The organism is Bartonella gabonensis (genome assembly GCF_903679515.1).
GTDB classification, from domain to species: Bacteria; Pseudomonadota; Alphaproteobacteria; order Rhizobiales; family Rhizobiaceae; genus Bartonella; species Bartonella gabonensis.
Genome location: NZ_CAHOYM010000022.1, coordinates 1 through 20,301, shown reverse-complemented (window position 1 = coordinate 20,301; position 20,301 = coordinate 1). Strand labels below are relative to the sequence as shown.

The 20,301-nt window shown below is 36.8% G+C and carries 19 protein-coding genes, 1 tRNA gene and 1 pseudogene; 11 read left to right on the top strand and 10 right to left on the bottom strand.

Translation table 11 applies throughout. The features are described from left to right. Positions 1-150: 150 nt before the first annotated feature. The 7 genes from HWX04_RS05460 to HWX04_RS05430 form a co-directional block, all read right to left on the bottom strand. Positions 151-606, bottom strand: a complete 456-nt coding sequence (locus HWX04_RS05460; protein WP_175869181.1) for a cytochrome c-type biogenesis protein — start codon at positions 604-606, stop codon at positions 151-153. Position 607: 1 nt separating this feature from the next. Then, complete coding sequence (locus tag HWX04_RS05455) at positions 608-2,587, bottom strand: heme lyase CcmF/NrfE family subunit (RefSeq protein WP_175869180.1); 1,980 nt, start codon at positions 2,585-2,587, stop codon at positions 608-610. Between the two features lie 22 nt (positions 2,588-2,609). Next, entirely contained in the window at positions 2,610-3,074 is a 465-nt protein-coding gene (gene ccmE, locus HWX04_RS05450; protein WP_175869179.1) for a cytochrome c maturation protein CcmE, read from the bottom strand. Positions 3,075-3,375: 301 nt separating this feature from the next. Continuing rightward, positions 3,376-4,140, bottom strand: a complete 765-nt coding sequence (locus tag HWX04_RS05445) for a tetratricopeptide repeat protein (protein ID WP_175869178.1) — start codon at positions 4,138-4,140, stop codon at positions 3,376-3,378. Between the two features lie 245 nt (positions 4,141-4,385). After that, entirely contained in the window at positions 4,386-5,804 is a 1,419-nt protein-coding gene (locus tag HWX04_RS05440) for an ATP-binding protein (protein ID WP_175869177.1), read from the bottom strand. Then, entirely contained in the window at positions 5,801-6,469 is a 669-nt protein-coding gene (locus tag HWX04_RS05435) for a response regulator transcription factor (protein WP_175869176.1), read from the bottom strand. The genes HWX04_RS05440 and HWX04_RS05435 overlap by 4 nt, the downstream gene beginning before the upstream one ends. A gap of 21 nt (positions 6,470-6,490) precedes the next feature. Then, on the bottom strand, positions 6,491-6,724 hold the full coding sequence (locus HWX04_RS05430; protein ID WP_175869175.1) for a hypothetical protein: 234 nt from the start codon (positions 6,722-6,724) through the stop codon (positions 6,491-6,493). A gap of 345 nt (positions 6,725-7,069) precedes the next feature. Between HWX04_RS05430 and HWX04_RS05425 the strand changes: the two genes are divergently transcribed. The 4 genes from HWX04_RS05425 (at position 7,070) to HWX04_RS05410 (ending at position 11,719) form a co-directional block, all read left to right on the top strand. After that, a complete protein-coding gene (locus tag HWX04_RS05425; protein ID WP_175869174.1) occupies positions 7,070-9,220 on the top strand; it encodes a transglycosylase domain-containing protein in 2,151 nt (716 codons plus the stop codon). Between the two features lie 17 nt (positions 9,221-9,237). Beyond that, on the top strand, positions 9,238-9,834 hold the full coding sequence (locus tag HWX04_RS05420; protein WP_175869186.1) for a DUF1214 domain-containing protein: 597 nt from the start codon (positions 9,238-9,240) through the stop codon (positions 9,832-9,834). Continuing rightward, positions 9,827-10,366, top strand: coding sequence for a DUF1254 domain-containing protein (locus HWX04_RS05415; RefSeq protein ID WP_175869173.1), 540 nt, complete (start codon positions 9,827-9,829; stop codon positions 10,364-10,366). Before HWX04_RS05420 ends, HWX04_RS05415 begins: the two co-directional genes overlap by 8 nt. Positions 10,367-10,933: 567 nt before the next feature. Then, the gene (locus HWX04_RS05410) at positions 10,934-11,719 is read left to right on the top strand and encodes a DUF1499 domain-containing protein (RefSeq protein ID WP_175869172.1); all 786 of its coding nucleotides are present in this window, start codon (positions 10,934-10,936) and stop codon (positions 11,717-11,719) included. Positions 11,720-12,732: 1,013 nt separating this feature from the next. Here HWX04_RS05410 and HWX04_RS05405 read toward each other — a convergent pair. Then, positions 12,733-12,882 carry a hypothetical protein gene (locus HWX04_RS05405; protein ID WP_175869171.1) on the bottom strand — a complete coding sequence of 50 codons (150 nt, stop codon included), beginning with the start codon at positions 12,880-12,882 and terminating at the stop codon, positions 12,733-12,735. A 47-nt stretch (positions 12,883-12,929) separates the two neighbouring features. On the opposite strand from HWX04_RS05405, the gene HWX04_RS05400 reads away from it, so the two are divergent. From HWX04_RS05400 to HWX04_RS05385, 6 genes and pseudogenes are all read left to right on the top strand, one after another. Then, on the top strand, positions 12,930-13,682 hold the full coding sequence (locus HWX04_RS05400) for an ABC transporter transmembrane domain-containing protein (RefSeq protein WP_175869170.1): 753 nt from the start codon (positions 12,930-12,932) through the stop codon (positions 13,680-13,682). A gap of 217 nt (positions 13,683-13,899) precedes the next feature. Then, positions 13,900-14,295 (top strand): ATP-binding cassette domain-containing protein, encoded by a 396-nt coding sequence (locus tag HWX04_RS08825; RefSeq protein WP_281356846.1) that lies wholly within the window; start codon positions 13,900-13,902, stop codon positions 14,293-14,295. Further along, a complete protein-coding gene (locus HWX04_RS08820) occupies positions 14,276-14,596 on the top strand; it encodes an ATP-binding cassette domain-containing protein (RefSeq protein WP_281356845.1) in 321 nt (106 codons plus the stop codon). The genes HWX04_RS08825 and HWX04_RS08820 overlap by 20 nt, the downstream gene beginning before the upstream one ends. Further along, on the top strand, positions 14,586-15,071 hold the full coding sequence (locus tag HWX04_RS08625; RefSeq protein ID WP_246257467.1) for an HlyD family secretion protein: 486 nt from the start codon (positions 14,586-14,588) through the stop codon (positions 15,069-15,071). The genes HWX04_RS08820 and HWX04_RS08625 overlap by 11 nt, the downstream gene beginning before the upstream one ends. 15 nt (positions 15,072-15,086) lie before the next feature. Next, positions 15,087-15,911 (top strand): HlyD family type I secretion periplasmic adaptor subunit, encoded by an 825-nt coding sequence (locus tag HWX04_RS08620; protein ID WP_246257474.1) that lies wholly within the window; start codon positions 15,087-15,089, stop codon positions 15,909-15,911. Between the two features lie 19 nt (positions 15,912-15,930). Then, positions 15,931-16,389, top strand: a pseudogene (locus tag HWX04_RS05385) (toxin-activating lysine-acyltransferase). A gap of 231 nt (positions 16,390-16,620) precedes the next feature. Here HWX04_RS05385 and HWX04_RS05380 read toward each other — a convergent pair. Beyond that, positions 16,621-16,695, bottom strand: a tRNA-Gln gene (locus tag HWX04_RS05380). 496 nt (positions 16,696-17,191) lie between these two features. Between HWX04_RS05380 and HWX04_RS05375 the strand changes: the two genes are divergently transcribed. Further along, positions 17,192-17,794 carry a superoxide dismutase gene (locus tag HWX04_RS05375; RefSeq protein WP_175869169.1) on the top strand — a complete coding sequence of 201 codons (603 nt, stop codon included), beginning with the start codon at positions 17,192-17,194 and terminating at the stop codon, positions 17,792-17,794. A gap of 84 nt (positions 17,795-17,878) precedes the next feature. Here the strand turns inward: HWX04_RS05375 and HWX04_RS05370 are convergent, their stop codons facing one another. Continuing rightward, positions 17,879-19,972: a S9 family peptidase gene (locus tag HWX04_RS05370; protein WP_175869168.1), complete on the bottom strand. Its 2,094-nt coding sequence runs from the start codon at positions 19,970-19,972 to the stop codon at positions 17,879-17,881. Positions 19,973-20,301: the final 329 nt, after the last annotated feature.

Here is a 20,301-nt window from a genome sequence, read left to right as displayed (position 1 = left end):
AATATGATCGCTTATAAAATACCAGACCTTACCGTTTTCTGTCTAAATTGTTAAAGTTTTGTAAGATTTCAGTATCCTCCAAGTTAATTACAATAAGGTTGATCGCTCATTACAGATGCGCTAAAATTTCCCTCCTATGTCATATCTTTTTTATTGCAATGGCGTTCTTGACTGTTTTTTCTCAGTTGCATTTACGATTATTCTTTTCTCACGCTTATAATTTTTTAACTGGAAAAATATGACACTTGCACCAATAACCATAATAATCACAGGCGAAAACCATAAAAACCAAGTTGTTTTATTAAATGGTGGTTTTAAAAGAATGAATTCACCATATCGCTCAACAAGAAAGTCAATCACTTGCTGATTGCTATAGCCCATTTTTAGTTTTTCCCGAATTAAAAGCCTTAGATCTCGTGCTAGAGAAGTATCTGAATCATCAATTGATTGATTTTGACAAACCGGACAACGTAAATGTGATGAAATATCGCGCGCTCGCGTTTCAAGAGCTGTATCCTTTAAAATCTCATCCGGCTCTACTGCTATCGCTAATCGAAAAGGAAATGTTGCGATTAAAAAAAATAAAATCCAAAGAATTTTTTTCATCTCAATGTCTTCTCCCCAAATTTAAAGCAAGAAGCACCTTCTTGTACACTCCAGTGCGAAACCAATACCCCAGAAGAGAAAGACATCCTCCCATAGCCATCATGAATGCCCCTAACCAAATGCATATTATACAAGGCTTCCACCATATGTGCACAACAAGACCCCGATCATCGAGATTTCCCGGCACAATATAGAGCTGCGATAAGCCATAACTTTTAAGACCAACTTCTGTTGTTGATGTATTTTGGCTTGAATAAAATCGCTTTGAGACTGTTACATGACCCACGATTTTTTTATTTTCATATATTTTAAAATAAAATTCCATTGCTGAATAATTCGAACCAAAACGGTCATGCATGGTATCAAAATGAAGCATTTTATCCGCTATCGTCACCCACTCTCCTATGTTCATGGTTAAAATACGTTCTTGACTGAAACTTGCCACACAAGTAATACCCAATAATGTAACGCCTAGTCCCATATGTGCCATTGCAGCTCCAAAAACAGACCATGGCAATCCAAGAAATCTCTTAACGCGTACTGAAAAAGCTTTTTTGCCATATCCACTCTTTCCCCATAGATCAGCTAAACTGCCTAAAAAAACAAATGTTGAAAGTCCAATCCCTAAAACTGCAAAAATATCACGCACAGATGTTGCATAAAATATTATAAAACAGACAAAACCAACCAAGATAAAAACAAACCACAACCGTTCAAAAACCGCGAGAAAATCACCGCGTTTCCATGCCATCATTGATCCAAACGGAACAAGCAACAACAGCAAAAGCATGAGTGGTCCACAGGTAAGGTTAAAAAAAGCAGCCCCTACAGAAATTTTTTGCCCTGTTAGTATCTCAATAAAATAAGGATAAAGCGTACCAATCAATACTGTTGCTGTTATTGTTGTCAGTAACAAATTATTTAAAACAATAAATCCTTCGCGCGAAATTGGTTGAAAAAATTTTTCTGTTTTTAAAAGAGGAATGCGCAAAGCAAAAAGAAGAAAAGCTGCTCCCGTAAAAAAAAATAAAAGTGCAAGAATTGCTTGCCCCCGTGCTGGATCAACAGCAAAACTATGAACAGAAACTAAAAGTCCCGAACGAACAAGAAACGTTCCCATAAGAGAAAGAGAAAAAGTGAGCAATGCTAAAAACAAAGTCCAACTTTTCAATATTCCTCGTTTTTCAAGAACAAGAGTAGAATGTAAAAGAGCTGTTCCTGAAAGCCAAGGCATAAAAGAAACATTTTCAACGGGATCCCAAAACCAATAGCCTCCCCATCCTAATTCATAATAAGCCCAATAGGAACCAATCATAATCCCCAATGTCAAAAAACACCAAGAAAGTAAAAGCCAAGGACGAACCCAACGCGCCCAATTCCTATCAATATGTCCCATAATCAATGCCGCAACGGCAAAAGAAAAGCACAGTGAAAAACCAACATAACCTAAATAAAGAAGGGGGGGATGAATCGCTAATGCGATATCCTGTAAAAGAGGATTGAGATCTTTTCCCTGTAATGCTGGTGGATTCATACGTAAAAATGGATTGGATAGAAAAAGAATAAATAAAAGAAAAGCGCTTGTCATCCAACTTTGGCAAATTAAAATGAGTGTCCTAAAATCTTCTGGCAAATATTGGCTAAAAAAGGCCATCAATGCACTAAAACAAGCAAGACTTAAAACCCATAATAACATAGAGCCTTCGTGATTGCCCCAAACACCCGTGATTTTATAGAGCATCGGTTTTTCTGAATGAGAATTCTCAACAACATTCAAAACAGAAAAATCAGATACGACATGAGCGTAAATCATCACTAAAAAAGATAAGAGCAATAATATGAAAGTGATATATGTTAGAGGGATCGCTGTTTGCATTAAAAAACGCTCTTGCCTCCAAAAACCTAAAGCAGGTAAAAAAGCTTCTAATAAGCTTACGGCAAATGCTGCAGCTAAAAAAATATGACCCAGTTCGACAAGCACAATTGAATTATTTCTCCACACTTTAAGGTTTTTTCAAGCGATCAGCAGTTTTTTTAGGCATATAAGTTTCATCATGTTTTGCTAAAATACGTGTCCCTATAAAAAAACCCTGTTTATCGAAATTCCCTTCTACAATCACCCCCTGACCTTCACGAAAAAGATCCGGTAAGACACCATTGAAAAACACTTTTTCATGTTTTGTGTTATCCGTTATAAAAAAAATAACGCCATTCTCTTCAACATATTGAACGGTCCCCTTTTCAACAAAACCGCCCAAACGCAAAGGACGCCCAGTTAAAATATCTTCTCTTGTAATTTCAGAGGGCATTCTAAAAAAACTGACCGTATGACGCATTGCATACACAATGAGACTTGTTGCAATTGCCATAACCAAACAACACAATAAGATGATTAGTAAGCGCTTTTTTTTTCTCTGTTTTAAAATAAGCTTCAATGAAGCAGAATTCTTTAAAGACTGATTGTTCATCGACACTCTTTGAGAAAAATTTTAAACACGTTCTATAAGTATCCATATTTTATTTTTTAAAGAGCTTTGCACATCTTCTCTATAGGTGCAACGTTTTATCCAATACCTCACCTTTGCCAACAAGCTTATCAATACCTTTCTTCCTTTTTTAGTTTTTACACCAATTTTTATTTAATCTATAACGACTTGTGCCGCGCTCTCGATATTCTTCATTTCTACTCTTCAACCTCCTTAACATAGACCTCCCACTTCTAAGATGATTACGACTCTTGTCGTTCTCAATAGCTTTTCTCTATCTCAATTAGCGATAATCACTTTTCTTTGTCTGTTTAATTGATGAAGGCCGTAACTGAATTATCATTTTTTCAACCCGTGAGCGTCCTGCAAAATTTTCAGGCATTGTATCAAGAAAGCTTTGTAAAAACTGTACTGCTTGCACCGTTTTTCCGGCTTGATGCAATGCATCGGCCAACAATAAGCGTGGATAAAAATCTGTTGACGCTAAATCTGCTGCTTTTTGAAAAGCATTTTGCGCCTCTTGTGTTATCACTCCCCCTTCATAACCAACCAATGCTAAACCATATCCTACAAGCCTTGGGGCTGTTTCTCCATTCAAACGAAGTGCAATTAAATAAGTATTCACAGCTTCTTGAAAATAGCTTTCTTCGAGATACCCTACCGCTAACGCATCGGCTAACTTGCCATCATGAGGGGAGCGGAAAAAAAGTACTTGCAGACGAACAAGCTTTTCTTGCTTACTGAGAATTTTAGGATTCTTATCCATTAATTCGCTAAAAAAATAACTTTTCACTTCTGGGCTGCCTGTTAGCCCATAGATACTCCAAGTCATAAGAAGAACAAAAAAAACACTTAAGGCTTTAGGAATATTTCTTTTTTTATAATGCCTACAAAGCTTATGAGACTCAACCATATGCATATGACGTCTATAACCATCCATGGTTTGAACTTGCCACTTTTTCTTCACCCCATCGTCAAAACTTAGTGAAAGAAAAAGAATAATTGCCAGAAAAGTGAGAAAAAATGCTGCAAAAATAAGGAAGAGCATATTATTTTTTCCAATACGAACAGAAGATAACGGGCTTATCTCTTATCCTCTTCATAAGAAGAGTAATGTGAAATGATAAAAATTCATCTTTTAATGAGGAACATCGTAAAATCTCTTGTTGATTTCTTTATTTCATATTGTGATTATTAAAGACCAATCTTCTGAAATGTCTCCCTACTTTTTTGTATTGCCTAAATATTTCTTTACAAACTCTATAGACATTTCCTGCTTAAGAAGAAAATATGTTATTCTCCCATTTTAGGTAATAAAACTCTTGTACGCAGTCCTCCCAAGACAGAACGCGATAAAAAGAGAGTGCCACCATATTCACTGACCATATCTAAAACTATCGCTAATCCTAAACCTGTCCCCGGTTTACTTTCGTCAAACCGCCGTCCTCTTTTTAACGCTTCATCAATTTTATCTTCTGTTAAACCAGGACCATCATCTTCGACTAGGATACTAAAATATTTTTCTTCTTCAACGTTTTCTTCTAAACAACAAGAGATCAACACCTTTGCGCGAGACCACTGAATAGCATTTTCAATCAAATTCCCTATAATTTCTTCTAAATCTTCCTTCTCTCCAGAAAAAACAATATCATCAACATCCATAATAAATTCAATTTGTTTTTCAGGATTAAGCTTTTTCATAACCCGCACTAAACGATCAAATACACTGCGAATAGATGTATGATAGACAATACTATCGCATTGTGCTGCAATCCGCGCCCGCTGAAGATAACGATTGATTTGAGCTTGCATGATTTGTGTTTGCTCTCTTAACAAACAAGCCTTTTCTCCGCACATCTTATCTGTCTCATTCATAATCACAGACAGAGGTGTCTTCAATGAATGTGCGAGATTACCAACCTGTGTGCGAAATCGCTCAATAATACGCTGATTACTCTTAATGAGAGCATTCATCTCTTGAGCAAGCGGCATCACTTCGCTAACTAAATCGGTATTCACATAGTGAACTCTGCCTTCTCGAATATCATTCAATGCGCATCGAATAAGCTTTAAAGGTTGAAAACTAAAGAAAATAAGAGCAATATTAATCAGGACACTCCCGAAACCAAAACTCCAAAGAAAAATTTGCAAAGTTCGCTTAAATTCCTTTACTTGGGCATGCGCTTCATCAATATTCCCAACAAGCCGAAAACGTGCAATATGATTTTTATTATCAAGAACGACATCACTCTCAATCACTTGTAGCTTTTGATCATTGTTTCCCTTTATCCGATAAGAGCGAAAGAATTTATTGTCAAAAGGTATATCGATCTCACTGGGTGTAAATATCTCTCCTGTTCCCAATGAGGGGGAGGTCAATCTTCCTTTTAAATTATGGGATATAGCAATAACTTCCCAATACCATCCCGTTGTTGGATCAGCATAACGAATGTCATCAATCCCAGCCCCTCCTCTCAAAGTGCCTTCTGGTGCTACCGTCACTGTTGCAATCAAACTGTAGAGTTGAGCAGAAAGGATACGCTCTAAGCTCTCTTCAGTTGAACGCTTATAAAATAAAATACTCACAGCAGAAATCGATAAAAGAGAAATAACAACCCATAGAGTTGATAAGATCATAACACGTAAACTGAGGGATCGCGTAATTACAAAAAAAAACCTCTGAAACCAATTATCCTCTTTAAAAACATTCATTCATCACCTAGCGTTCTCACGCGATACCCCATTCCTCGAATAGTCTCAATCAAATCCACGCCAAGCTTCTTGCGTAACCGCCCTACAAAAACTTCTACTGTATTTGAGTCCTTATCAAAATCCTGATCATAAAGATGTTCGGTCAGCTCCGTTCTTGAAATAACCCTGTCACAATGATGCATGAGATAGGAAAGAAGCCTGAATTCATAAGATGTTAGCTTAATTAATTGACCATCCACAAAAACACGAGATGTCTTCGTATCCAACAAAACATTTCCGCAACATAAAGCACTTGTCGCATGTCCCGTCGCACGACGAATTAGCGCCCGCAAACGCGCCATCACTTCCTCCAAATGAAATGGCTTCACAACATAATCGTCAGCTCCTGCATCAATACCGTACACCTTATCAGACCAACGATCTCGTGCTGTTAGCATTAAAACAGGCATGGTACGCCCTTCTTGACGCCATTTTTCAACAACACAAATACCATCAATCTGCGGTAAACCTATATCAAGGATCACCGCATCATAAGACTCTGTGCTGCCTAAAAAATAAGCCTCTTCACCATCGAAAGCACTATCGGAAACATATCCTGCACGCCTTACAGCTTCTGCCAATTGATGGTGAAGATTCCGATCATCTTCAACAATTAAAATACGCATCAAAACACCATCTGCCAACGATTAACCAGCAGGAACGAAAAACTCAACACGGCGCAACTTTTCACCATTACGAGCTGGGATAACAACCACAATTGCACACACATCCCTTCCATCCTCAACAACCAGTTTTGAACGGACGAGAACCCCTTTCTCTTGGGTTGCAACCTTCTTACCCACCTCAGCACAACCAACAGCCAGAGCAGAACCCGCTCCTAAAAAAGCCGCTATTATCACGAACAAGAAAACTTTTTTCATATAGATATTTCAATAACCTATCTTCTTACCTTTTGATAAGATAAAAGAAATAATGTTTTTTTTGGGGTCAATTTAAAAATCACAAAAAAAATAATTTATTCTCTGTCTTACAGAATAACCTGTTAATATTATCCCAATTTTAAAAATTCAAAATAAACTATTTTTAATAATGGGGATAAAGTTTATCCGATAAAATAATAAAATCTTAATACACTGTCTCTCGAAAAATAAATAATTCTCAAATAAACTCTTTCTCTGTAGCACTATAGAAAAAAAATACTTCTACTCCATATAAATTTTATAGATTTGTTTGGTTGTATTTGCTTTGCCATAGGCTCTTTTTAAATGTTTAATTTTTTTAAAAAAAAGAAAGGACAGCAGCATAAGCCATTTCACAGCCCTGCTCTCATCGAATTAGATGCACGATTAGATACAGCGCTTTATCGCATTCGTTCTGCTAATAGTTTTTTCTGGAAAAAGGCAAAAATCATCTCACAAAATTTTCATCTTCAAGGATGGAAGCGCTTTAGCGTTGAAATTCTCGATGAAATACTAACATTAGGGTTGATAGGCTTTACTCTTTTTACTATTTTAGGCATTTCTGTTTTTGAATTAACCAAAACAGATTGGTCTTCTCCTAAAAATTTTTCCATTCTTTTTCTCGATCGCTATGGAAATTTCATTGGTCACCGTGGTGCACTGCCGGAAATCCCTGTCCCCATTGAAGAAATGCCCGACACCGTTATTAAAGCGGTTCTCGCTACAGAGGATCGTCGTTTTTTTGATCATTGGGGCATTGATTTTCAAGGACTTACACGGGCAATTTCACAAAACATGCAAGCTAAAGGTGTGGTTCAAGGTGGTTCAACTCTCACACAACAATTGGCTAAAAATTTATTCTTAACAAATGAGAGAACCATAACACGTAAAATCAAAGAAGCTTATCTTGCTCTTTGGTTAGAGGCAAATTTTAGCAAAAAACAGATTTTGCAACTTTATCTTGACCGTGCCTATATGGGAGGAAACAATTTTGGTATTGCAGCAGCGGCAAAATTTTATTTTGGAAAAAATATACGTCATGTATCTTTAAGTGAATCGGCTATGTTAGCAGGGCTCTTTAAAGCGCCAACAAAATACGCTCCTCATAGTCATCTCTTTGCTGCTCAAACACGTGCCAATGTCGTCCTTTCTAATCTTGTTAACAGTGGCTTTATGACGGAGAGCCAGATTATCAACGCACATCGCCACCCTGCTAGGGCCCTTCCCCAAATCGACAATAATCAGCCTGACTATTTTCTTGATTGGGCATTTGCGGAGGTTAAAAAAATGCGCGATCAACTTCCAAGCCATAGTTTAATTATTCAAACAACCCTTGATCCAGCACTTCAAAAAGCAGCAGAAGAATCTATTGCATATCACTTACATCAATATGGTCAACAATATCGGGTAACACAAGCTGCCACTGTTATACTTGACAATAACGGTGCCGTATGTGCAATGGTTGGAGGATTAGATTACAAAAAGAGTCAATTTAACAGAGCAACACAAGGCGGTCGACAACCTGGTTCTTCATTTAAACCTTATGTTTATGCGGCTGCATTGGAACACGGTCTTTCACCTTCAACAATTGTTTTAGATGCTCCTATCAATTGGGGCGGTTGGACACCCAAAAATAACTCTGGTCGTTATCTGGGAAAAATTGATTTAGCAACAGCTTTAGCCTTTTCCATTAATACCGTGCCTGTTTATCTCACCTATCAATATCTCAACCGCGATACAAAACCCATCATAGACCTCATCAAGAATATGGGGATTAACGCACATATTTTATCACACAAAACAATGGTTCTTGGTACTTCCAACATGACCCCCATGGATCAAGCAACAGGCTTTAATGTCTTTGCGAATGGCGGGATAGCCGGTAATCGTCATGGATTCACGCAAATCAGAACAATTGATGGACATGTGATATGGGATTTTGAGCGTAACGGAAATAATTTACACCGAGTTCTGACTGAACAATCAGCAGCTTATATGAACCAAATGATGGTGGGTGTCACAACACGAGGGTCTGGTAAGCGTGCTGCTTTGCCCATGACTCTTGTTGCTGGAAAAACTGGAACATCACAATCCTATCGCGATGCTTGGTTTGTGGGCTTTACAGGCAATTATACTGGAGCTGTATGGATGGGAAATGATAACTTTTCACCCATGAATCGTGCTTTTGGAGGAGGCGTTCCTGCCATGATATGGCATCGCATCATGCTTTCTGCACACCAAAATATCATGCTCAAACAACTCTACGGTGTTAAAGATTCTCTCCTTCCTTATCAGCCCCCAACGCTTTCCTCTCATGCCGATTCTGAATTTTCCCCTTCAATACCCTCTACGCTTTCTCCTGAAACATTGAATATCGTGCGATTGATTAACACAGATCTGAAAAAAAACTTTGCAACCTCTTTGAAGATGGGAACAACTGGAGATTTAGCATTTTGAATTCAAGATATTCTCTGATATTTTTTAATATCACCATTTTCTTTTTTATCTGCGCTTTTTCCATTTTATGTGGAACACTGAGTGTTGATTATGTGCTCAATTCTTTTCCTCATTTTGGACGCTTCACAATTGGAAAATGGGTTGCTTMCCCACAAGTGGGAACCGCCAATATAGATCCTTACACCCGTGCCCACACTGCCAAACGAGGCATTGTTTCACTCGGAAACACTGAAGGCATTCAATTCCAGATTTGGCAAGATAACTACGGGCGTCCACTAAACCCCCATTGCCATTATTTGCTCAAAGGCACCATCCCTGAAACCCGTTTGTTTACCCTTTATACAGTTGATAAATCCCTAAACCCCTATACTTCATCGAAAGAAATACCTTTTGAACTCCACACGAACGCTATTACTTATGAGCATGATGGCTCTTTGCGCATCAATATTTCACCCACACCGCAAGCCGGCAATTGGCTTGCAACCGTTAGTCAAAAAGAATTCGGGCTTATTCTCACCTTATACGATACCTCAATTATCTCTGCAACGGCATTACAAAAGCTCACAATGCCCTCAATAGAACAAATCCCATCAGGACAAATAAATTGTGACTAGGTTTATTCATACCGCAGTTCTTGCAATCATTGGCGCTATTATTGTTCATATTTGCGTTCTCTTTTTGATCCCCACTTGGGCACAAAATAATATATGGACAAGCCTTAAAAAATCTGGAGCCCCTTATCAATTTGTTGATTTTACGCCCGATAATCCTATTCAACAATCTGCTGATCCACTCTTTCTTCTTAAAGTCTGCAGATTTAATCTTGAAAATGGACCTGTTCATTTAAAAGCTTTGAAAACACGACAATTTTGGTCACTGGCAGCCTACACACACAACGGAATTATTTTCTACAGCCTTAATGACCGAACAGCCCCTGATGCAACACTCGACCTTATCATTGGAAAATCCATACAAATAATAGAACTCAAAAAGTCAAAACCTAAAACAAATTTTAATTCAGTTTTGGTTTCTAAAAATTTAAATGACGGTTTTGTCATTTTACGTATTTTTGCCCCTTCTTCCCTTGCAAAAAAAGAAAGTGAAGCTTTTCTTTCATCAGCAACCTGCCGCATATTTTATGAATAAAAATAGACCAATCTCTCTCTCTTGTACAACAACCTACTTTCTGTAAAAAATAAACAAAACCTATCAAAACAGTTATCTTTTTCTTCTATTAATCGAATATTCGAATTCAGGTTTATCTGATTTTGATCCCTCATTTTTTATTGAGTGAGAAAAGTATTTTCAATCCTCTCACAATAGCTCTTTATTGAAATACAACTCTGTTACACACTTATGTTATATTCGATAGGCATTATCCGACAAAAAACTGCCCACAACCAGAGGAAAGAACAAGCATAAAGTTCTCAATAAATATACTGATACCAATAATAAAAATTGTTACTGGAGATTATTTCTATTTATTGACCAACATTCCCATAAAATTCAATCAATAACGTAATAAAGTGTTGAAGAAATACTTATTACCTTCAATGAAATCCCTAAAACAATCGCTAGAAATTGATGAAATATCACGCATCCTTGATCTCAAAAACAAGTGCTTTACTTTTGTCTTATAAGCAAAAACTTTTGTAGGATATGTCATCTGAACAAACTTTGCTTATAGTTTACAGTTGAAGGGGAAAAAACTTCATGAAAAAAAGATATGTTCGGTTAATTTCAAGAGCAGCGGTATGGTCCCCTCGATTTGGGGGATTAGCATTTTTTATCTTATTATTTTCGGTCATTTTACAACGTTTTTCCGTCATTAATGTAACCGATTTTATAATTTTGACCTGTATCTCTGCTGGCTGTGTGATTATTTCTCTTTTTCTCGCTATTAAAGCACTTCATAGTTTGTGGAAATATGGGTCTTTAGGGGGAATGAAAGCTTTAAAAGGAATTATTTATTCACTCATAACTGCAACACCATTGATATTATTTTTTGGACTTTGGTTTACTTTACCGGCTCTTTACGATATTTCTACCGATACACAAAGACCACCGGCTTTTTTTCGCACAATGCGCCCCAGCGATGCTCTACCACTCAAAAGTGTTTTGCTTGAACAAGCAACATTACAGAGGTCACAATGGCCAGAAGTGTCGGGGCGTCGTTATGATGGCTCACCTGAACGTATTCGCGAATCCGTTCTCAATATTTTAGCAGCGTATGATTGGCCTATTGTAGCGCAACGAGAATTTAAAGGCGAAGAAAATGAGATTTGCATTGAAACGAGAGCTAAAACTTTTTATCTTGGTTTTATTTCAGACATTGTGATCCGCTTAATTGATGAAGGTGATACCACCTTTGTTGATATGCGCTCTGCTTCTCGTTATTTACCAAGAGATTTAGGAACCAATGCTGCCTTTATTATTGATTTTATGGATGCCCTTGATACAGAAATCGCTTCACTTCCTCTCTCCCAAGATGATGGATAAAAATCAAGAGGGATAAGGCACTTCATTTCATAAAAATTGCTTATTTTTCAATGAATATGATACATAAGAAAATAATCATTTTTTAAAATCTATAAACTAACAATCCTTATACAAAAGACAATAATCTCAAAACGACCCATTCTTGAAATAATTAAAAATATTTTAAAATAGCAAATAAAAAACAGAAATATTGATGATAATATTAAAGTCTCTGTCCAACTGTAATCAGTAAATCTTTTTTAAAGATTAATAGTATATAAAATAATAAATAAATTATTATTCATATAAATAACGTATACAAATAAAAACTGTAATAGACAATAATATAGTAAATAAAATTAACAAAAATGTGCTTAAAAAATTTTTTTCAAAATTTCTTTATTACTATAACCTTTAAATTTATAATGTAAAAATGCTGAATAGAAAAATATAAATAAAGAACATGTATAATATAATAATTCTACAACAATACGAATAAGATCATTCATAAAAAAATCTTTAAAAATGTATAAAATAATTATTGAAAATAAAGCTTATTTAAGCTGATTAAATATTTTTAATTCCATTATAATACATAAATTTAAATTATAATTATTATAAAAAAATATAATTTCTGATAATATTGTCCTTTTTATACTTCAGTTCTCACCTTTAAATCTGTTGTAAAAAAACATGCAAAGTCCAAATCCAATTGCTGTTACTAAGGAGCCAATAAAAGTATTCATAACAAAAAAATCCAAAGTAAAATAACTATTATCATAAACAAAAATATCCCTGAAATCAGTTGAGCCATAGCTTTAAAGTATGTTTATAATATTACTGATCTCAGAAATATCATTATAGCTATTTTCTAAATAAATTAGAAACAGTGTCCCTCCACTTTAAGGATGGCATTGTTTGTACTTATCTATAAAACCGCTAGCAGCTCCTCCTAATCCACCTACTAGTGCTCCTTCAAGACCAAATAATGTACCACTTGCTTCCGTGTATGACAGCTGCTTCAACGTAATCGCTTACTTCACAACTTGGTGCAGTATAGCTTCATTGTATTTATCTGCCAAGGCATCACCAGCTCCTGCTACTTCACCTCCTATTGCTCCCTTGACAAAGCCAAAACCGACACCTCCCAGCCCAGAAAAAATACCTCCTATTAATTTTCCCATTATACGACATCCATCGCTCTTTCTCTTAAATAAAATCATAAATTCAAATGAGTCATTCTCAAGAAAAACCTGTAGCCTTCTCTTGGTTTACAAGAACAACAAAGAAATATATTTATTATGTCATCGAACTTAGTTGTGTTGCTGTTGTTTTGCGTTTGCTGGGTTTGGTAAATCCTTTTATTTTTCAAGCAATTATTGACCGCATTCTCCCTTTTCAGCGCCTTGGAAGTCTCTATGCTATCGTTGTCTTGATGGTTGCTATCATGCTGTTTAGCACTGCTCTTAGTACTCTGTCAGGTTACCTAGGCACTTATTTAGCCAATCGGCTTACGCTAGAATTTGGACGGTGTATTTATACCCATCTTTTAAGCCTCTCCTTGTCTGTGTTACGTCATTGGAAAGTGGGGGAACTGTTTTCGCGTATTGGAGAGGTTGATACAATTCGCGGGTTTCTAACAGGAACCATCGCCACAACTGTATTGAATGTTCTGTTTGCAATTATTTATCTTGCTGCACTCTTTTCCATTAGTCCGAAACTTACCTTTATTGTTCTTATCATTTTGCCCTTACAAATGGGCTCTTTGGCATCGATTGGTCCCTTTTTACGCCGCCAATTACGTCATACATTCACTCTGCAAGCCGCCCATAAATCACGCCTTATTGAAAGTTTTACAAATCTTGAAGCCATCAAAGCACACGCAAAAGAATCTGCTCATACGATACGCATGCAAGAAACTTTAGCCCGCAGTCTCGATCAAAGTCTTACGACCAGTAAATTTCATCTTTTAAATGGGCTTTAAGTCATATTTTTGGTGACCTTTTTACCATTTTTATTATCTTTTTTGGTGCTCAGGCAGTATTGCAAAATAAAATCACACTAGGACAACTTATTGCCTTTCATCTTCTCGCTGGCAATGTTTCTGGTCCTATCTTAAGCCTTGCCTCCCTGTGGGAGGAATGGCAGCATTTAAAAATTTCTCGTCTTCGTTTGGGTGATATTCTTAACTCTCCATCGGAGTGGGAAGAAGAAAAGCCCTCCTGCAACTCACCACAAGTCCTCAACTTGAAGCTAAAGATATTTGTTTTTCGAATGGAGAAACACCTATTGTTAACCATGTTGATATTTGTTTAAAATCTGGACAACCCATTATGTTGCTTGGTCCTTCAGGCTGTGGAAAATCAACCTTTGCGAAACTCCTTTGTGGTCTTTATCCTCCAACAAATGGACAGATATTGATTAACAAGCAATCTTTACAAAATTTTGATATCCATAGTGTGCGCCAAACAATTGGGTATTTTCCGCAAAGTCCTTGCCTTTTTTCCGGAACCATTCTTGAAAATATGCTTCTTGCAAAACCAAATGCCTCTGAACATGAAATTGTTGCTGCCCTTCATGCCAAGTGCTTGTCATGATTTGATTTCTCAATTGCCTCAAGGGCTTCATATCCAAGTAGGCGAGCAAGGTGGCTTTTTATCAGGTGGACAACGCCAACGCCTAGCATTGGCTTGTTTTTTTCTCATCGAACCGCAGATTCTTATCTTGGATGAACCTACTTCCGCATTGGATGACAGAGTCAGTCCACAAATTGTTGAGCATTTATATAAACTTTCACAAGATCGTATTGTTCTTGTCATTACCCACAAAAGTGATCTTTTCCCCAAGCGTGCAACCGTATTAAATTTCTTTGATCTGGAAGAAAAAAATGGCAGATAAGGCTCCTCATTTACACCCTTTATCGCCAACACTTCATATGGTGGTTGCTGTTTTGGTCGCCTTATTCTTTTTTATTGTCATTGGTAGCTTTATCACCAAAACAGAGATTGTTGCACGGGGGCAAGGATCAGTTATTCCCATCTCCTATGTCCAACTCGTCCAAGCGCAAAATATAGGACGCATTGAGAAAATCCTCGTAAAAGAAGGGCAATTCGTTCATCAAGGGGACCTCCTTATTCAATTGGATCCCCGTGAAGCTTTAAATGAGCGCGCACGTGTCCAAGCCGATATCGCTCAACAGACCCTTCAAGGGCAAATTGCCGCTGCTATTTTAGCTGCCTTAAGTGAAAGAGATCCTTTGGATAAAGATTTTGTGTCCAAAGGGCTTGCTTATTTGCAAATCTCTTCCTCGAACAACAAAACAGCAAAAATGGAAGGAGAAAAACTCATCCATGCGACCCTTCAATCACTATAAGATAAAGTAAAAACACTGAAAGCCCAAGCTGATCGTGTTACACGAAGCGGTGCTGTCCAATACACGCAATTGGATAGATTACGAGATGATCAGCAATTAAGCCAAGAAAAGCTCAAAGCTGCCAAAAGCTTGATGGAAACAAAAGTCATCAGCCATTCTCTTTATTTAGAACGTTTACATGACTTTAAAAATGTGGAACATGAAATTTTAGCCAATCAAAGACGCTTGAAAGAAAACAGCGCTGAAATAGAAGCACTCCATCAACAAAGACAAAGCCTTATTTCCGATGAAATCGCCCACTATCGGCAGCTTTCTCGTGAGACAGAACTCTCTCTTCAAAGCTTAAAAGCCAAACTTGACAGCAGCCAATATCGTCTTGACCACTTATCACTTTACGCCCCTGTGGATGGACGTATTGACGATTCAAATATCCATACTTTGGGTGGCTTTGTGGAAGCGGGTAGAACTCTGATGCGGATTGTCCCTGGCTCAGATGGGCTTATTGTTGAAGCGTTTTTTGATAATCGAGATATTGGTTTTTTAGAAAAAGGCCAACGTGCTTATATAAAATTTTCTGCCTTTCCACCTGAACGCTACGGCGTTATCTACGGTATCGTTATGAATGTAGGTGCAACAGCGCGCCATGAGCAAGAAATTAATGGTGCCTATGCTGTTTTAATCAAAATTGACCAAGATCACATCACTTTTAATCAAAAAGAGCTTAAATTTATCCCTGGCATGACCGTGACAGCTGATGTCGTTACTTCAAAACGGCGTCTCATTTCTTATTTCTTTGAACCTATCACCAAAGTTTTAGAACAATCCCTAAAAGAAAGATAATCTGTATGAATGAAACTCCATCCCCCTCATTCATAAACCCAATAATGGCTTTAGGAGCTATGGTCGTTTTAATGCTTCCCCCCCCCTACACCGACGTTGGCTAATCTGGGATATCGAACGAAACTTAGGATCAGCTTTACGGGTTGGGCAATACAAACTCTATCAAAATGAACATGGAGAATTTTGCGCCTTTATCACTTGGGCTTTTTTAGATGAATAAAACCATCAATCCATGCTTGAAAAAGGAGAGCTTTTGCCCAATGCTGACTGGCAGACTGGAAAATACGTACAGTTTATTGATTATGTAGCACCTTATGGTCATACTGCACATATTGTCCGCGATATGCAACGAAATATATTTCCTGATCAGCGTTATTTTTATGCTGTACGACATAATGAAGATGGCGGAATACGAAAAATTGCTCGCTGGTGTTCCTATAGAGCACAAGACTCATCTAAATCGCTTTTATACACTTAAGTGCGCATAAATCATTTAAACTCACTCTCTTATAGACTCTAAAGAATCTTTAAAAAAAATGAGTTGGCAATAGTTATCAAAAAAGAACCTTAACGTATTGAGAGTTAACGCACTATAGACGGATATTTATCAGTTCACCAGACTTGATATCAATAGCAATAAATCGTTAAGAGATTTAATTCACCCTCAAGACTTTTTGAAAACTTTGACTTGATTAATTTAACTAAAGTATGGCTGGGGTACCTGGATTCGAACCAGGGAATGCCGGTACCAAAAACCGGTGCCTTACCGCTTGGCTATACCCCAAAAAAATACGCCTTATAATTACTTTTGCACCTTATAGCGATTCCTGTCATTGGACGCAATATCTGAAAATCAAAGACCTTACTTTTTTATCATAAAATCTCTCCGCCTTGTACAATAATGCATCGATACAAATTCCAACGAAAACGTATAGATAACTGTTTCTCTAACACAAGTCACAACCATTTATCCATCAATTATTTTGCTCTTTTATTTAAGTGTAAAGATGGTAATGCCCACTGATTTTATATGTTATAATAGTTTTATATGTCATATTGTTCATGGATGTAAAAAAGTCTTCAAAAGCACTACTTATATAGACCCGTATCCTTTTTGTTTGATGAATCCATACATTTTCTAAAAGCTCTTTTTACAAAAAGAGAGACATTAAAATTAATTAACATATATAAAAGCATTCAACATTTGCTTTTAGGAGCTGCAAGTGGCAGAATTAGGTTTCTGGAGTGAGCTTAACAATTAGAATCGAGGAGATTTTTAAATGGCTTTTGAATTGGCTGCATTGCCTTATGATTACGATGCTCTTGCGCCCTATATGTCACGCGAAACGCTTGAATATCATCATGATAAGCATCACCTCGCTTATCTTACCAATACCAACAACCTTATAAAAGACACAGACTTGGAAAATGAAAGCCTTGAAGAGATTGTAAAAAAAAGTTTTGGAAAAAATATTGGTTTGTTTAATAATGCAGCGCAATATTACAATCATAACCATTTTTGGCTTTGGATGAAAAAAGATGGTGGTGGTCAAAAGCTGCCGGAAAAACTAGCAAAAGCTATTGAATCTGATCTAGGTGGCTATGACAAATTCCGTGCTGATTTTATTGCTACTGCTGGGGCACAATTTGGCTCTGGATGGGCATGGGTTGCTATTAAAGATGGTAAGCTTGAAATTATGAAAACGCCGAATGGTGAAAATCCTTTGATTCATGATGCTCAACCTATTCTAGGCGTGGATGTATGGGAACATTCTTATTACATTGACTACCGCAATGCTCGTCCAAAATATCTCGAAGCTTTCGTGGATCATTTAATCAATTGGGATTATGTTTTAAAACTTTATGAAGATTGCGGATTGTAAGCTGTCTCAATAATTTTTTAGTGTTTATAATTAAGTCCCTATAATTTATAAATTATAGGGACTGACATACGAAGATATTATAGATTAGCAACAGTCTTTTCCTACTATCTTTAGAATATATGCGTAGATATAAGCAACTTCTTCTAACTTTGATAAACGTCCAGCCGCACCAGCATGCCCTGAATCCATATTAATGCGCAATAAAATTGCATTATCATCTGTTTTTAACTCACGCAATTTTGCTACCCATTTTGCAGGTTCCCAGTAAGTTACACGAGGATCTGTTAATCCTGCTATCACAAGCATAGGGGGGTATTTTTGCGCTTTGACGTTATCATAGGGAGAATAAGAAGCTATAAGATTATAATCTTCTTGTGATTCAAGAGGATTTCCCCATTCGGGCCATTCAGGAGGCGTGAGGGGTAAGGAAGCATCAAGCATCGTTGTTAAAACATCAACAAAAGGTACATTGGCTATAATCCCAGCAAAATCTTGTGGCGCTATATTGGCAATAGCCCCCATCAACATTCCTCCTGCCGAACCACCATGCGCAATAAGCCGATCATGAGCTGTGAATTTATTGTTTACAAGATAGCGCCCACAAGCAATAAAATCGGTAAATGTGTTATATTTAAAAAGATGTTTTCCTTTCTCGTACCATTCAACCCCTTTTTCTTTGCCTCCACGAATATGGGCAATAGCATAAATAAAACCTCTGTTTACGAGAGAAAGGACATTACTATTGAAACTGGCAGGTATAGAGATCCCATAAGCACCATAACCGTAAAGCAGACAAGGTGCACAACCATTAAGGGGTGTCGTTTTATGATAAAAAAGTGAGATGGGAATTTTTTCACCATCCTCTGCGGTGGCCATAATACGTCGCGTTATATATTCATCTTGATTATGGCCAGAGGGAATTATTTGCGTCTTTAACAATATTCGTTTGCGACTTTTTACCTCATAATCAAAGACTTGATCAGGCGTTGTCATAGATGAATAAGAAAAACGTATGGACTGACTATTATATTCTGCTGCACCTTGCAAACCTAAAGAATAAGCCTCTTCCTCAAAAGCAATGGAATGGATTTGTTTCGTCGTACGCTCCATAATTTTTATACGAGGAAGTCCTTCAAAGCGTTCGAGCCAAATAAGAAAGTCTTGATATGCATCATGGGAGAGGATCAAACATCCAAGCTGATGGGACACGAACTCTGACCAATTTTCTGATTGCGGAGCCGAATATGGCGCAACCATCATTTTAAAATCCTTTGCGTTATCTAAATTGGTCAGAATATAAAAGACATCACCACCTTCTGTAAGTGAATATTCAACACCTTTTTGCCGTTTTCGTACACATTGAGGAACGCTAAGAGGCGCTTTGGCAGGAATTAACCAGATCTCTGATGTTTCATGATCGTGAATATTAATATAAATAACATCATGAAGCTTAGAACCGCTTACATTTAAGAAAAAACCTGGATTGTCTTCACGAAAAATAAGCTTATCTTGTGATTGATCCGTATTTAAGCGATGATAATAAAGCTCTGAAGGTCGATGATTTTCATCCACCTTTGTATAGAAAAAACCTTCAGATTGAGCATCCCACGCAATTTGTCCGTCTGTGTCAATTATAGTGTCTGTAAAATCAGATAATGTTTCTAAATTACGAATTTTAGCTGTATAAAATTCTGATCCTTTATCGTCATAGGTCCACACAACATATCTATGATCAGGAGATTCTTGGACTGAACCAAAATTGAAATATTCTTTACCTTCAGCCAAACGATCACCATTAAGATAAACATGTCTTTCTCCACCATTCCGTGATGTGCGAAAATAATGTGGTTGTTGCCCTCCGGTAACATAAGAAAATCCATAAGCAAAAGGTCCATTTTTTATAGGAACGGAGCTATCATTCTCTTGGATTCTGCTTTTCATTTCGGTAAAAAGCAAATCTCTTAATGGCTTTGTATCAGCCATTTTAGCCGCTTGATAAGCATTTTCTTTTTCGAGATGATGTCGAATATTGAGATCAAGGCAGTTAGGATTTTTAAAAACTTCTTGCCAATTAGACGCACGCAGCCAATGATAGGGATCATCACGAAAAATACCATGATACATTTCCTTATGAGTGATTTTAGATGCTTTGGGAGGAATTGTCAAAGTGTGTGTCATACACAATCCTATATTAAAATATATTAGTAGTTTCGTTTATATGTTAGAATCAAAATTATGGATACAAGTGTAAAAATATAATTTCTACGTACTTGCAAAAATAGCATGGTAATCATTTTTATCATTAATATCCTTCTATTCATTAGCCATCATAGCTATTGTTTTCGAAGAATAGAATACCACTTTTATAATGGAAGTGACTGATAAGACAATTAAGTTATGAGAGAAAAATTTATTTTTTTGATACAGTATAAATGTATAATTTTATAGAAAATAATAAATATATAAATTATTGTCATTATATCATAAAAAAATAAAAAATATTATAT

What these genes read in the sequence shown, in the direction of transcription:
- HWX04_RS05460 (WP_175869181.1), bottom strand. Translation starts at nt 606, where the DNA reads ATGAAAAAAATTCTTTGGATTTTATTTTTTTTAATCGCAACATTTCCT.
- ccmE (WP_175869179.1), bottom strand. Translation starts at nt 3,074, where the DNA reads ATGAACAATCAGTCTTTAAAGAATTCTGCTTCATTGAAGCTTATTTTA.
- HWX04_RS05445 (WP_175869178.1), bottom strand. Translation starts at nt 4,140, where the DNA reads ATGCTCTTCCTTATTTTTGCAGCATTTTTTCTCACTTTTCTGGCAATT.
- HWX04_RS05440 (WP_175869177.1), bottom strand. Translation starts at nt 5,804, where the DNA reads ATGAATGTTTTTAAAGAGGATAATTGGTTTCAGAGGTTTTTTTTTGTA.
- HWX04_RS05435 (WP_175869176.1), bottom strand. Translation starts at nt 6,469, where the DNA reads ATGCGTATTTTAATTGTTGAAGATGATCGGAATCTTCACCATCAATTG.
- HWX04_RS05430 (WP_175869175.1), bottom strand. Translation starts at nt 6,724, where the DNA reads ATGAAAAAAGTTTTCTTGTTCGTGATAATAGCGGCTTTTTTAGGAGCG.
- HWX04_RS05425 (WP_175869174.1), top strand. Translation starts at nt 7,070, where the DNA reads ATGTTTAATTTTTTTAAAAAAAAGAAAGGACAGCAGCATAAGCCATTT.
- HWX04_RS05410 (WP_175869172.1), top strand. Translation starts at nt 10,934, where the DNA reads ATGAAAAAAAGATATGTTCGGTTAATTTCAAGAGCAGCGGTATGGTCC.
- HWX04_RS05405 (WP_175869171.1), bottom strand. Translation starts at nt 12,882, where the DNA reads ATGGGAAAATTAATAGGAGGTATTTTTTCTGGGCTGGGAGGTGTCGGT.
- HWX04_RS05400 (WP_175869170.1), top strand. Translation starts at nt 12,930, where the DNA reads ATGAGTCATTCTCAAGAAAAACCTGTAGCCTTCTCTTGGTTTACAAGA.
- HWX04_RS08820 (WP_281356845.1), top strand. Translation starts at nt 14,276, where the DNA reads ATGCCAAGTGCTTGTCATGATTTGATTTCTCAATTGCCTCAAGGGCTT.
- HWX04_RS08625 (WP_246257467.1), top strand. Translation starts at nt 14,586, where the DNA reads ATGGCAGATAAGGCTCCTCATTTACACCCTTTATCGCCAACACTTCAT.
- HWX04_RS05375 (WP_175869169.1), top strand. Translation starts at nt 17,192, where the DNA reads ATGGCTTTTGAATTGGCTGCATTGCCTTATGATTACGATGCTCTTGCG.
- HWX04_RS05370 (WP_175869168.1), bottom strand. Translation starts at nt 19,972, where the DNA reads ATGACACACACTTTGACAATTCCTCCCAAAGCATCTAAAATCACTCAT.